The sequence below is a fragment of the Candidatus Defluviilinea gracilis genome (assembly GCA_016716235.1).
Lineage (GTDB): Bacteria > Chloroflexota > Anaerolineae > Anaerolineales > Villigracilaceae > Defluviilinea > Defluviilinea gracilis.
The window spans coordinates 773,501-786,671 of record JADJWS010000001.1 but is presented as its reverse complement, the minus strand read 5'-3'; the positions used below and the strand labels follow the sequence as shown (position 1 = coordinate 786,671).

Sequence of the window (13,171 nt, the reverse complement as noted above, 5' to 3'; positions counted from 1 at the left end):
CTTGTTGCCGCAGAGCGCGCAGAGAAGCGCGGAGAATTTGTATTCAAGACTCTCCGTGGCTTTGCGGCTCTGCGGCTGATCTACCCGCACTAATATGGGGATCATTCCTGCGCGGCATCGGCAAACGCCTCCGCGCATCCGCGCGTTCCAAATTACCCTGCTCGCGGTTGCGAGCGTCATCTCATACGGCGCGCTCGTTTTGCCGTTGCTGATCAACCCCGCCACAACCAGTTTGCAAGCGGGAGACGTTTCCCCGAACAATTATCAAGCCCCGCGCACCCTGCAATTTGAAAGCAAAGCGCGCACCGAAGACGCGCGTCTTGCCGCCGCGAAGGCTGTCGCTCCGGTGTACGCGTCACCGGACCCCGCCATCGCCCGCCAGCAGACCGACCGCCTCCGCGCCGCGCTTGCCCAGATCACACTCATCCGCGATAACGACGAGCTCATCGCCGAACAAAAATTTTCCATCCTTGATTCGATGAGCGAACTCAACCTGCAACCGGAGACCATCGAAAAAGTGTTGGCGCTAACGCCCGCCCGCTGGGATTCGATCAAAGGAGAAGCGTTGAGCGTGCTCGAACAGGTCATGCGGCGGAGCATCCGCGAACAGGACGCGGATACCGTGCGGCGCAGTGTGCCTTCGCTGGTCAGCTTCTCGTTCGACGAGGAACAAGTAGCCATGATTGCCGAATTGGTAACGGTCTTTATCAAGCCGAATAGCGCGCTGAACGCCGAATTGACCGAAGCTGCCCAACAGTCCGCAATGGACGCGGTGGCGCCCATTACTGTGGAATATAAAGTAGGGCAGATCATCGTTTTGCGCGGGCAGATCATCACGCCAGCCCAACGCGAAGCGCTCGAACAATTTGGACTGATCAAGACCGAGACGCTCTGGCAGGATTATCTCGGCGCGGGCGCGTTAGTATTGATCGTTGCCATGTATGTGCGTTTATATTTTTCGCGGCGGCGCATGGCATTCCTGCTCGAAGCGCGCAACCTGCTTGCCGTCGCGTTGATCTTCATCTTCTTCATCGTGGCAGTGCGCGCAACCATCCCCGATCGAACCGTGGTGTCCTATGCCTTTCCACTGCCCGCCATGGGGTTGTTGATCGCCACCATGTTCGGCGTGGAGGTGGGCATCGTCTTTTCAGTGGCAATGGCTTTGCTGGCTCCATACGCCCTGCCCAACACGCCAGACCTGCTTCCGTATTACCTTGTCACCTCGCTGACCGGCGTGCTCGTGCTTGGCGCGGCGCGGCGCGTGTGGACGTTCTTCCGCGCGGGCATTGCCGTTGCCTGGGCGGGCATCATCGTGTTGATCGCCTTCCGCCTCCCGTTCACCCCGACGGATGGGGCTGGCTTGCTCGAACTCAGCGGAGCCGCCATCATCAGCGGGCTTGCCTCCTCGAGCATCGCGCTATTATTGCAATACTTCCTTGCGCAGACGGTCGGTCTCACTACGGCGTTGCAACTCATCGAAATTTCGCGTCCCGATTCGCCGTTATTGCAATTCTTTTTACGAAGCGCGCCCGGCACCTACCAGCACAGTTTGCAAGTGGCGAACCTCGCCGAACAGGGAGCCGAACTCATCGGCGCAGACGCCCTGCTCACCCGCGTCGGCGCGTTGTTCCATGATGTGGGCAAATCGATGAACCCAATGTTCTTCATCGAAAACCAACCGCAGGGACAAATGAACGCGCACGACGATATGGATCCCGCCCAAGCCTCGGCGACCATCGTTGCCCACGTCACCGATGGCGTCGCGCTGGCGCGCCAATATCGCCTGCCGCGCCGCATCGACGATTTCATCCTCGAGCATCATGGCACGATGATCACGCGCTATCAATTCAACAAAGCCGTCGAAGCCGCCGGCGGAGACGCCTCGAAAGTGGATAAAGACAACTTTCGCTACCCGGGTCCGCGCCCGCGCTCGCGCGAATCGGCTCTGCTCATGCTGGCAGACGGTTCCGAAGCCCGCGCCCGCGCCGAACGCCCGCAAACCGAAGAAGACCTGCGCAAGATCGTGTTATCCACCATCGATAGCGCGCAAAAACAAGGCCAACTCGATAACACCCAACTCACCCTGCGCGACCTGAGCATCATCACCGAATCGTTCGTCAATATTTTGCGCGGCACGCACCATCCGCGCGTGTCGTACCCGAAGGATGAATCGGCCGCGACGAATGTGCTGACCGCGCCGAGAAAATAATGATATGTCACCCTGAGCCTGTCGAAGGGCTTAGAATGACATGAACACCAGATGATCAACATCGAATCGAAATTCGACTTTCCTGAAAAGCTTCTCGAACGCGCGGCGCGCGCGGCGTTGCTCCATCAACACCAATCGCCCGATGCGGACTTGTCCATTGTGCTGACGGACGACAAACGCCTGCAACAACTGAATCGGGATTATTTGGGAATCGACGCGCCCACCGACGTGCTCTCCTTCCCCGCCTCCGAATCGGACCCTGACACTGGCTCGCCCTACCTCGGCGACATCCTCCTTTCGATCCCTCGAGCGAAGGCGCAGGCAAAAACTGCGGGGCACGCGCTCGAATCGGAAGCGCAACTGCTGGTGGTGCATGGCGTGTTGCATTTGTTGGGTCACGACCATGCGAAGCCGAAAGAAAAAGCAACGATGTGGAAAGCCCAAGCCGAGATCTTAGACTCATTGGGTTTGGGCACGATTCAAATTCGAGAGGAATAGGCGTCGCGCAATCCACCCTATGAAATCTTTCCTTCTATCCCGCCTCGCCGCCATCGGTCATGCCTTGCGCGGCTGGCAATATGTATTGAAGACCCAACGCAATGCGTGGATCCATTCGCTTGCCGCCACGCTGGTTATTCTGCTCGGTTTGTGGTTGCAGATTCCCCCGCGCGATTGGGCGGTCTTGTTCCTGACGATCGCCATGGTGTTCACCGCCGAGTTCATCAACACCTCCATCGAGGCGGTGGTGGACCTGGCAAGCCCGCAGAAACATCCGCTGGCGAAGGTGGGCAAAGATGTGGGCGCGGGCGCGGTGTTGATCGCCGCGCTGGCGGGCGTGTTGATCGGGTTGTTGATTTTGGGCCCGCCATTTTGGGCGCGGCTGACGATACTGTTTGCTGGCAACTGAATTCCTGAGACTGGAGATTGTCATGGCGCTATCTTTCCAATTCGGCACGGTCGGTTCGCCCGTTGGCACGCCCAAGAAGCCGGGCGGTTCGGTGGGGGCGATCAGGTTCAGCAAATCCATCGGCTTAACCGCGTTCGAGTTGGGCTGGGTGCAATCGGTGCGCGTTTCTGAGGAGACCTGCGCGGCGATCAAGAAGACGGCAAACGATGAAGGCGTTTTGTTGAGCGTGCACGCGCCGTACTTTTTCAACTTGAACGCGACGGATGAGGAATGGCCCAAGTCGCGCAAACGCCTGATGGATGCGGCGCGCTATGGCAACCTCGCCGGCGCGACGGATATTATCTTTCACCCCGGTTCATATTTTGAGCGCCCGCCCGCGGACGTGTTGAAGGTTTCCATCCCGCGTTTGAAAGGTTGCGTCGATGAGTTGAAGAAGCAGGGCAACCCGGTCATCCTGCGCCCGGAGACGATGGGCAAGTCTGCCATGCTAGGTTCGTTGGACGATACGCTGGAGATGAGCAAGGCGATGAAGAATGTGCAACCCTGTTTGGATTTTGCCCACCTGCACGCCCGCCCCGGCGATGGGACGATGAACACCGTTCAAGAGTGGACCAAACTGCTGGAGGCGTATCAAGCCGCCCTGGGGAAAGAAGCGTTGAAGAAACTGCACATCCATTTATCGGGAATCGAATACGGTCCCAAAGGCGAGAAGAATCACCTGGCGCTGGCGGAATCTGATCTCAAGATCAATTTTCTGTTTCAGGTGTTGAAGGAGTTCGGGTGCGGGGGGCGTATCTTGTGCGAAAGCCCGATCATGGAAGACGACGCGCTGAACATGAAAAAGGCGTGGATGAAAGTAAGCGGCGAGAAAGAATAGACTCTATCGGAAATAAAAATGGGTACGCAGAAAAACGCTGACCAACGCTGACCAACGCTGACCAACGCTGATTCAAAGAACAAAATCCGCCTGTTTTGCGCGCTACGCGGTCAGCGTCCAAGAGGGTTTGTTCGGCTTATTACCGATAAAGTCTAATGATTTTATCCGCCCTTTAATGGCGGCGCGTCTTTGTCGTAGACGAACACTTGAAGATCCATCCCCTCTTTGTTCAATAATTCAATGGCGGGTTGAAAGGTCGCGTCTTTGATCTTCTGCATGTCGCCTGCGGGAGCGTACACGCTCAAGCGCGCCTCTTCGTCCGACATCTTCGCCGTCTTCACCTCGGCAATCGGGCAAGCCGCTTTAATCGCATCGGTCATTTGTTTGATCGCATCATCAAGTGACATCAACGACTCCTTCTACTTTCAAATCCTCTAGTTCTCTAATCCTCTTCCGTTATTTCGCAATCTTCGCCACCGTCACACCCGCTCCGCCCTCATGATCTTTCGGCTCTTCAAAAGAAGAAACATACTCGCTCGACTTCAACGCGTTGCGCACCGCGTCGCGCATCTTGCCCGTCCCTTTGCCATGCACGATCCGCACGAACAACAATCCCGCCGAATACGCGCGCTCCAAATATTTTTCCAACTCATCGAGTCCCTCATCTACCAACTTGCCGCGCAGGTTTAATTCGAGCCCTGGAGACTTTCCCGAGTCAAAGGTCGAAGGTCGAAGGTCGCTTGACGTTTGACTTTCGACCTTCGACGTGTCTTCGGACTTCCTCACCAACTCCGCCAGCCTCGCCCTCACGCGCAGACTCCCGATCTGCACCTCCGCGTCGGACTCGCCGAGGGCTGTCACCACACCTTCGGCGTTCAACGTGCTGACGAGGACGCGCTCTCCCAATTGGATTGACGATTTACGATTTACGATTGACGATTGCTCCGCGACCTTCGACATTTGACGTTCGACGGGGGTTGTAATTTTTTCTTCAACCTTTTCGATCTTCTCTTCAATAGATTTGATGGCTTCAAGCGGTTGTTTCGCCCTCTTCAACTGCGACTTGAGCGAATCGATGTTGCTTCTCAACACCGCCACTTCGAGTTCGCCCTCGGCTCGGGCTTTGGCAAGGACTTCGCGACGCTCGTCTTCGATTTTTTCGAGTCGCTTTTCTATCTCTTTGGTTTGCGCTTCGAGTCTGTCGCGCGCTTTCTCCAACTTCTGGCGTTCGCGCGAGGTGCGGTTGCGTTCCTTGCGGATATCGTCGAGCAGTTTGTCGGCGCGCAGGTCGTCGGGGTGAATCTCTCCTTTGGCTGAGTCAATGATCGGCTGGGAGAGACCGAGTCGCTGGGCGATGAGGAGCGCGTTGGAACGGCCAGGGAGTCCAAGCGTGAGGTGATACGTCGGGCGCAGAGTCCTGATGTCGAATTCCAGCGACGCGTTGACCACGCCTTCGGTGGAGTGCGCGAACGTTTTGAGTTCGGGATAATGCGTCGCGACGAGAGTCGTACATCCGCTTTCGAGCAGGTGACTCAAAATTGCGCGTGCCAACGCCGCGCCCTCTTGCGGATCGGTGCCCGCGCCGAGTTCGTCGAAGATGACGAGCGAACGGTGGTCAATGTGTTTGAGGATGCGGATGATGTTGGTGATGTGACCACTGAACGTGCTGAGCGATTGTTCGATGGATTGCTCGTCGCCGATGTCGGCAAACACGCTGTGAAAAAATGGAATCTCCGAGCCGCTCTGCGCGGGGATGTGCAATCCGCTTTGCGCCATGAGGGCGAGCAAGCCGACCGTTTTGAGCGAAACCGTTTTGCCGCCCGTGTTCGGTCCCGTGATGATGATCGCGCGTGTCCCTTCTTTTGGGTTCACGTCAATCGGCACGACGGTTTGAGGATCGAGGAGAGGGTGGCGGGCGTGAGAGATGTTGATTTGTGGAAAGTCGAAAGTCGAAGGTCGAAGGTCATCGTCCTTAGAAACCTTTTGACCTTTGACTTTTGACCTTTGACCCAGTATCGGTTCACTCGCCTTCAATTCATCCGCGTATTTTGCTTTTGCAAAAATCAAATCGAGCATCGCAAGATTTTCAACGCCGTATTTGAACTCCTCTGCGTGTTCGCCGACTTGCGCGGAAACTTCGGCAAGGATTCTTCGTTCCTCGTCGCGGGCTTTCAATTCGAGTTCGCGCAGTTCGTTGTTGAGCTCCACGACGGGAAGAGGCTCTACGAACAATGTCGCGCCGCTGGAGGATTGATCGTGGACGACGGCTTTGATACTCCCTTTGAACTCGGCTCGCAACGGAATGACGTAACGCCCGTCGCGTTGCGTGATGATCGGCTCTTGCAGTTTGTTCGCAGACTCGGTGAGATATTTTTGCAAGCGCGACATCAACCGTCCGTGCGCGATTTTTATTTCGCGGCGCAGGTCGGCGAGTTTCGGCGAGGCGGAATCCAACACTTCGCCGCGATCCGAGAGGATGCGTGTGATCGAGTCCACGATTCCGTGAGGGTCGGGCAGACCAACCGCAATTTGGGAGAGACGCGGGGCTTCATCCGTTTTGCGCTCGAGCGATTTCTTCAACTCACGGCACGAAATGAGAGTGGATTTTATATCCAGCAATTGCTCGGGGTCGAGCACGCCGCCGCGCGCGGCGAGGTCAACGGCTTGGCGGATGTCGTGCGCGCCACCGATGCCGATGTTGTCGTTCGTGGAAAATAACGAACGCGCCTCAGTCGTTTCGGCGAGGCGGGCAATCGCAAGGTCGAATGAATCGGTCGGCTCGAGGGCGAGCGCCAGTTCCATCGACGCGGAAAAATCGCAAAAGGCTTTGAGCCGTTCGCGGACTTTGTGATATTCAAGGACTTGCAGGGTTTTGGAATCCATTGCGGGGGAATTATAACAATGGAGCAAACAAAAGCGGAAGAACGTCCGATTATTTCTGCGACAATTGTTTTGGCAGTATCCGCTCAAGGAACGCGCAGACCACCAGGAATATGAAAATGGATTGGAGACCGATCAACGGAACTTGATAGCGGCGATAGAAGGATGTGAGGACATACGGCGCAAGATAAATCACGTAGAGCAGAGTGGAAAGCGAGAAGGCTGGGTTGCCGCGAATATTTCCGATGAGTAACCCAATGGCGATGCAGAGCGATGGGATGATGGACAGGAAGCTGGTTTTCAACACGATCTTCCAACTCCGTTTATGAGCCTCGAGCGCCGCTGTTTGACGCGACCAATCCTGAACCACTGCGGAGGGATCGTTGAGTTCCAGCGGAGCGATCCGCGCCTCGAACTCGCGTTGAGACAGGGTGGTGGAAATCCAGTACGGCACGTTTGATTCGTCGATGTAGATAAGCCCAGCCTGTTGCAGGGTTAGAATGTCTGCCATGGTCAGCGCGTTGGGCGTGGTGTGCGGAATATCCTCCACGTAATGCGAATAGACGAACGCGCTGAAAGACCGCCTGCCGATGTTGGCGAGCAATTGCGCTGGGTGGGCGCGGATCCATGCTATGGATAAGTTGTAATATGACTCGGTAAAGCGGGCTTCCCCTTCCGCCAGATAACGTTGTTGATTTTCGTTTTTATTGATGAGGTGATATTTGGCGAACGTTTCGTTGGAGGTCAGCCCGTCGGGATCGAGAGCGTTTGCCTGATAGAAGTCGTACCAAAAATTGGATTTGATAGGGATGAGCGCGCCGAACACTTGATAATTTCGCGCCGTCCATGCCAGTGTGGATGCGGCGAGCAGGACGAAGAGTGCGGCTGGTTTCCATCGGTGGGGGCGCGACCCGTCTCGTGAACGGGCTAAGAGGAGGAATCCCTCCGCGACGGCAAAAGCCAGTGTCAGGACGGGATTGGTCAGCGGTAAAAGAATTGCCAGCCAATATACATGCGGGCGAGCCTCTGTGAACGATGCAGTCGCCTGCCTGACCAGGGCAAACAACGCCCAACACACAAAAAATAGATTCACCCAGTCGTCATGCAGGGAGCGGAAAAAAGTATCGCGGTTGAAAAAGACCAACGCGATGAAGATCAACGACAGAAGGTGTGCGTATCTTCCGTATCCAGCTTGTCGGGCAATGGCGAGTAAAAAATAAAGCGAAACGGCGAGCGCGGCGTATTTGAAAATGAACACCGCCCACATCGCAACCAGCGATTTGACGCCGAACACTGCGAACACGCCCGCGAGGAAGAACACGAACAGCGGCGGCATCCACGCGGTGGGACCGCTCTGCGGCGTGAAGGCATTGGCGAACCCGCGCCCGAGGGCGAGCGATTCGGCGATGTTGCCATATTCCCAGCCGAATTTGGTGTTGAGGAATTCAGGTTCGGGGAGGTTATAGTACGCGGCGGCGGCGATAAACAGCAGGAAAACGGCGACTGCCGCCGCGCGTTCGGTGATAAATTTATTCAAGCGTTGTGACAATGAAGTCGTCAAAAGTGACATCCGCCGTGCGGACATCTTCACCGCTCCAGGCGTACAGCCCGACGATGCCGCTGGCGAATGTGCCGTCTGTCACCGATGCGATCTGTTGACCATCCACATACAGGGTGAGCCTGCCGTTGCCGCAATCCGCGCCGATACGGTAGGTAGCCTTGTTTTCTACGATCAAATCGGAATGACCCCACTGATCGTTGTTGGTCAGGAATAGATCGGTCTCGCCTTCTTTGGTCAGGGCGATCGCGTAATTTCCGCCGGGGGTTATGACGAGATAGTAGTACGAATCGCTGGTTGCTTGCAAGTGGCACATGATTCCGAACGCGGTGGAGGATTCGCCGTCGTTGTTGGTGGCGGTGACTTCGATATGGATATTTTCGTACGCCGTGTCGCTTGTCGTGCTCCACACGAACCAACTCGTCTGCTGGAAAACCTTCATCCGCAATGCTTCGCCATCGTATTCAATGGAGTAATCCGTATTGGTGAGCGTGCCCCATTGATCGTTTTGAGAAAAATCATCTTGCAAGAGAACGTTACTGATTGGCGCGGCGGTTTCTGTAGGAGGCGGGGGCTGAGTTGGGAATGGAGTCGATGTGGCGGGAGTCAGAAAGGCGGGCGTTTTCCAATTGAGGAAGAGAATGCCGATGCCCGCCACGCCGAATACAAGACACACAACGGCAAGGCATCCAACGATCCAGCCTGTGTATCCTCTTGAAGAGGCTGGGGCGGTTGAGGGAGCAGGAGCAGGCATACCCTGAGTCTGCTCGTTTGGCGTCCATGTGTGAGAGGCAGGCGCGGGTTTGGAGTCTGGCGTGTGCCGGGCTGTTCCCGTTTCTTCGAGCGCGCGCTTCCATGCGGAGAGAAATTCGGCGGCGGTGGCGTAGCGATCACTTGGGTCTTTGGCGAGCGCCTTGAGGATCACTTGTTCGATAGGTTCGGGAAGATCTTTTTTGATGATCGACGGCGGCGGCAACGGGTCGCTGATGTGTTTGAGGATGACGGCGAGCGGCGTATCGGCGACGAATGGCACACTGCCTGTGACCATTTCGTAGAGGATGATGCCGAGCGAATAAATATCGGAGCGCTGGTTGATGCTTTCCGCTTTGGCTTGTTCAGGGCTGATGTAGGCGGGCGTGCCGAGGATCGCGTCGGTTTGGGTGAGGCGGGGGGAGGCGCTCTCTAACAGTTTGGCGATGCCGAAATCGGTGAGGAATAAATTTCCGTCGCTGTCGATGAGGGCGTTGGCGGGTTTCAGGTCGCGGTGCACAATGCCATGCCCGTGGGCGTAATTCAACGCTTCGGCGAGTTGGGTGAAGAGACGGTCGATTTCGTTCAACGAAAGCAGACCCGCTTCCATCTTGGTTTTGAGCGTCCCCGCTTCGAGGTAGCGCATCACGAAATAAGTGACGCCGTCGCTTTCGCCGAAGTCGAACACGGGCAGGATGTGCGGATGTTCGAGCCGGGCGATGATGCGCGCCTCTTGTTGGAAACGCGCCGCGAACTCCGGACTCTCCGCCAGTTGACGCGGCAGGACTTTGATCGCCACGTTCCGATCCATGGACGGCTGATACGCCTTATAGACGGTTGCCATCCCTCCTTTGCCGACTTGACTGATAATCCGGTAGGAACCAAGCATCTGTCCGGGTTGAAGTGTGTCCATGTTCATTCCTGTTTGTTCAATTCTACACGGTTTGAGGTCAATTTCAGTTGCGATTTCAATATCATGCTTGTTCGTCTCGTTCGTCCAGCGCGATTTGCCAAGCAAATCGACTGCTGGACGAATGTAGGCGCTCTGTGGTGGTGATGCCCAAGCCGTAGTTGCGCTGCGGCGGCGGCAGTACAACTGCCCGCCAACTGCGTAAGTCCTGTAAGAATAAGAAAGAGAGCGGAGATTTTCTCCGCTCTCTTGTACTCTGTTCCTTTGGAAATTATCCCATAGTTTGAAGATCGTGTGGGATAACCTATCTACAAGGTTCACGGCAATCTGGCGTAGTACAGAACTGGCGCTTCGTACGGCGTGCTGAAAAAGAGGAATTCGATCGTTTCCGGTCGGTTGAAGCCTTTCACAGACCATTTCACCGATGGGCTGGAATCGAATGCCGCCGAGCCGGAATTCGCAATCACCAGGGTGGGGCTTGCCCATGTTCCGTTGGAATTCTTCTTGATCACGCACATGTCATCCATCGAAAGACAGGATGTGGCGCCTCCGATTGAGTTGAACGGATGCCCATGCCCGATGATGTAGATTTCGCCGCGGCTGTTAATCGCCAGCGCCGGGTCGTGAGTCAGAGCGTTAATAGCCTGGTCCACCCAGCCGGAGCCGTTGTTGATCACGTAATGGATCCGTCCGTAATCGCCTATGCTTCCATCGAACTCTTGAATATACACAAGGTGTTTTGTCCCTGATGGGTCGATGATCAAACTTGGCGATTGATCGATATTCAACCCAGCCGAGGTGCTGTGCCAGACCGGGGATGTGCTGGCAGTTTCAACATTACCCCAAACCCCGTTGCTTGCCCTGGTGCGCGTTAAGATTCGGGCTGGGTTGGTTGCTTCAGACACCCAAGCAATGGTGATCGAATTGTCTACCGGAGAAACCGCAATCGTGGGATGATTCGAACTTCCTGCCGCATCCACTTGTGTAAAAGCGCCGGAGGGTGTCAGCGTATTCAGCGTGGAATTATATGTATAGGCGCGATGTTGAATGTGGTTCGTAGCGCTCCAATACACAACCTGCAAATTTCCACTGGTATCCACCATGCCGGATACGCCCGTAGTGCCCACGTATGGAGACGAAGGGAACGTGCCTCCATCGGTCGCCAACGTGATGGGGGATCGGAACGTGTTCGTGGAGGTGTCGAAGGGATAGTCCTTGATCTGGCTGTTTTGCAGGTTGACCAGCACGTGGATGATCGTTCCGCCGTCATATACCGCATCGACCGAAATGGGGTTGCTGGCTTCCGTCACCTGAATGGGACCGGTGAAGTCTGCGGCGGAGGCGGGTAATCCCGGGTTCACCGTCCGGTAGACGCGGATCACACTCGACGATTGCTGATTGACGACGGCATACACGCGGTCGTTTGCGGCGCGCACGAGCTGATGCTGGGTTGAATCGGTCCCGCCTGTGCCAATGGAGAAAACCGCCGCCGTAGAGGGAGCAGATGTGGGAGTCGAGGAAGCGCCGGTGACCGGCGTCGAGGTGCGGGTTGCGGTCGTGAAAATCGTTGGCGTAAGAGTGGGGATGCTGATCGATGTGGAGGTTTGGGTCGGCACGCGGGTTAACGTTGCAATGCCTACCGGGGTATTTGTCACACTGCTCCCGGAAATGTTCCCACCGCCGAAATCATCGGCAAGCGCGTCACTCGCGCCGATGAACCACATTCCCACATATCCGCCGTTGGCGGCATACGTCCAGCCGCTGGCATCGGATGTTCCAATCAGGACGCCGTTCTTATACACTTCCACGCTTCCGTTCGACCTTGCGCGCGCTCCCCATTGGTCGCCGTTCGCCAGGGTGACGGGGATGTTGGAGCCGCGTTGCACCCATCCTTGCGCGCTGGAGTATGTGAGGATCTGCGCGGCTTGGAATTGCGGTCTGTAGGTAACTGCGATCACTCCGCTTGCGTAGGTTGTCCTGCTTTGCGATTTGAGAAGAAGGGCGTTATCAGACCCGGAAGGCCCGATGCTTGAAAATACGGCAAACGCTTCCTGGTCCGCGCCGAATTGATTCGCGCCCCAGAAGATCGCGCCGCCCGATCCCACATCCATGCGGTTAGACGCGATGGAATAGCCGCTTGTTGTGGAAAACCAATTGGTTCCCAGGTTCCCATTGGCGCGGTTGAACGTATCCAGGGCTGGCGATTGTGGGAACCCGCCCGGCGCGGCGGTGAAAGTTTGAGATGCCGCCGCTACTTGCGTGAAAGTTGCCGTTGGTGTGTAGACCGGGGTAAAGGCGCGCGTTGGCGTTAACGAGGCGGGCGCAGAGGTGCTCGTGGCGCTGTCTCCAGTCACCGTTCCGCCGCCAAAATCATCGACAAAAGCATTGGGCGAGCCGATGAAAATTAATCCAATATAGCCGCCGTTGGTTGCGTAGGTCCAACCGCTGGCATCGACGCTTCCAAGGAGCGAATTATTTTTATAGATCTCCACCAACCCGGTCGCGGTCACATGCGCGCCGAGTCGATCCCCGTTTGCAAACGCGGCGGATACGTTTGTTCCGCGTTGGACCCACCCCTGTGTGCCGGAAAAAGTCCATACCTGAACGACCCGACTTGCCGCCTTGTAGGACACCGCGAGGACCCCACTCGACCAGCTGGTCTTGCTTTGAGATTTTAACAAGAGCGCCTGGTCAGAGCCAGCGGGGTCGATGGATGAAAAAGTGACGAATGCCGCCTGGTCTGCCCCATACTGAGCGCCCCAAAAAATGCCGTCGCCGTTTCCCACATCCACCGTGTTGGATGAAATAGAGTAGCCTGTGGTTGCGCCAAACCAATTGGCTCCCAGCCCTCCATTGGCGCGGTTGAAATTATCAAGCACGGGCGCGCTGAGGGTGAGCGCGGATGGCAGGGTGGTAAAACCAAGATTCCCCAAAACCAAGCACCCGACAAGAATGATCGCAAACAACTTATTTCGATTCATGACAAAACTCCTATGGATGATAAATTGATCCACAATTTGACGACGTGTCCTATGCGCACTTGAGCAACTGAAAATCAAATTGTTTGTCCCCAAAATAAC

Annotated in this window: 9 protein-coding genes; 4 read left to right on the top strand and 5 right to left on the bottom strand. The window is 56.1% G+C overall.

The window, feature by feature from the left end; genetic code table 11:
- Nucleotides 1–94 precede the first annotated feature (94 nt).
- Genes IPM31_03685 through IPM31_03670 form a run of 4 tightly spaced genes read left to right on the top strand, consistent with a single transcriptional unit; the run spans nucleotide 95 to nucleotide 3,993 of the window.
- Nucleotides 95–2,209 (top strand): HDIG domain-containing protein, encoded by a 2,115-nt coding sequence (locus IPM31_03685; GenBank protein MBK9006074.1) that lies wholly within the window; start codon nucleotides 95–97, stop codon nucleotides 2,207–2,209.
- A gap of 51 nt (nucleotides 2,210–2,260) precedes the next feature.
- Nucleotides 2,261–2,707 carry an rRNA maturation RNase YbeY gene (gene ybeY, locus IPM31_03680; protein MBK9006073.1) on the top strand — a complete coding sequence of 149 codons (447 nt, stop codon included), beginning with the start codon at nucleotides 2,261–2,263 and terminating at the stop codon, nucleotides 2,705–2,707.
- Nucleotides 2,708–2,726: 19 nt separating this feature from the next.
- Nucleotides 2,727–3,116 carry a diacylglycerol kinase family protein gene (locus IPM31_03675; GenBank protein MBK9006072.1) on the top strand — a complete coding sequence of 130 codons (390 nt, stop codon included), beginning with the start codon at nucleotides 2,727–2,729 and terminating at the stop codon, nucleotides 3,114–3,116.
- A gap of 22 nt (nucleotides 3,117–3,138) precedes the next feature.
- Entirely contained in the window at nucleotides 3,139–3,993 is an 855-nt protein-coding gene (locus tag IPM31_03670) for a TIM barrel protein (protein MBK9006071.1), read from the top strand.
- A 161-nt stretch (nucleotides 3,994–4,154) separates the two neighbouring features.
- Here IPM31_03670 and IPM31_03665 read toward each other — a convergent pair whose 3' ends face one another.
- The 5 genes from IPM31_03665 to IPM31_03645 form a co-directional block, all read right to left on the bottom strand.
- Nucleotides 4,155–4,400 carry a hypothetical protein gene (locus tag IPM31_03665; protein MBK9006070.1) on the bottom strand — a complete coding sequence of 82 codons (246 nt, stop codon included), beginning with the start codon at nucleotides 4,398–4,400 and terminating at the stop codon, nucleotides 4,155–4,157.
- A 49-nt stretch (nucleotides 4,401–4,449) separates the two neighbouring features.
- A complete protein-coding gene (locus IPM31_03660) occupies nucleotides 4,450–6,876 on the bottom strand; it encodes an endonuclease MutS2 (GenBank protein MBK9006069.1) in 2,427 nt (808 codons plus the stop codon).
- A 49-nt stretch (nucleotides 6,877–6,925) separates the two neighbouring features.
- Nucleotides 6,926–8,434 (bottom strand): hypothetical protein, encoded by a 1,509-nt coding sequence (locus IPM31_03655; GenBank protein MBK9006068.1) that lies wholly within the window; start codon nucleotides 8,432–8,434, stop codon nucleotides 6,926–6,928.
- Nucleotides 8,403–10,094, bottom strand: a complete 1,692-nt coding sequence (locus IPM31_03650; protein ID MBK9006067.1) for a serine/threonine protein kinase — start codon at nucleotides 10,092–10,094, stop codon at nucleotides 8,403–8,405. Before IPM31_03650 ends, IPM31_03655 begins: the two co-directional genes overlap by 32 nt.
- A gap of 314 nt (nucleotides 10,095–10,408) precedes the next feature.
- Nucleotides 10,409–13,072 carry a hypothetical protein gene (locus IPM31_03645; protein ID MBK9006066.1) on the bottom strand — a complete coding sequence of 888 codons (2,664 nt, stop codon included), beginning with the start codon at nucleotides 13,070–13,072 and terminating at the stop codon, nucleotides 10,409–10,411.
- Between the last annotated feature and the right edge of the window lie 99 nt (nucleotides 13,073–13,171).

Coding starts and splice junctions, on each gene's coding strand:
- IPM31_03670 (MBK9006071.1), top strand. CDS start 3,139: ATGGCGCTATCTTTCCAATTCGGCACGGTCGGTTCGCCCGTTGGCACG.
- IPM31_03645 (MBK9006066.1), bottom strand. CDS start 13,072: ATGAATCGAAATAAGTTGTTTGCGATCATTCTTGTCGGGTGCTTGGTT.
- IPM31_03675 (MBK9006072.1), top strand. CDS start 2,727: ATGAAATCTTTCCTTCTATCCCGCCTCGCCGCCATCGGTCATGCCTTG.
- IPM31_03685 (MBK9006074.1), top strand. CDS start 95: ATGGGGATCATTCCTGCGCGGCATCGGCAAACGCCTCCGCGCATCCGC.
- IPM31_03660 (MBK9006069.1), bottom strand. CDS start 6,876: ATGGATTCCAAAACCCTGCAAGTCCTTGAATATCACAAAGTCCGCGAA.
- ybeY (MBK9006073.1), top strand. CDS start 2,261: ATGATCAACATCGAATCGAAATTCGACTTTCCTGAAAAGCTTCTCGAA.
- IPM31_03650 (MBK9006067.1), bottom strand. CDS start 10,094: ATGGACACACTTCAACCCGGACAGATGCTTGGTTCCTACCGGATTATC.
- IPM31_03665 (MBK9006070.1), bottom strand. CDS start 4,400: ATGTCACTTGATGATGCGATCAAACAAATGACCGATGCGATTAAAGCG.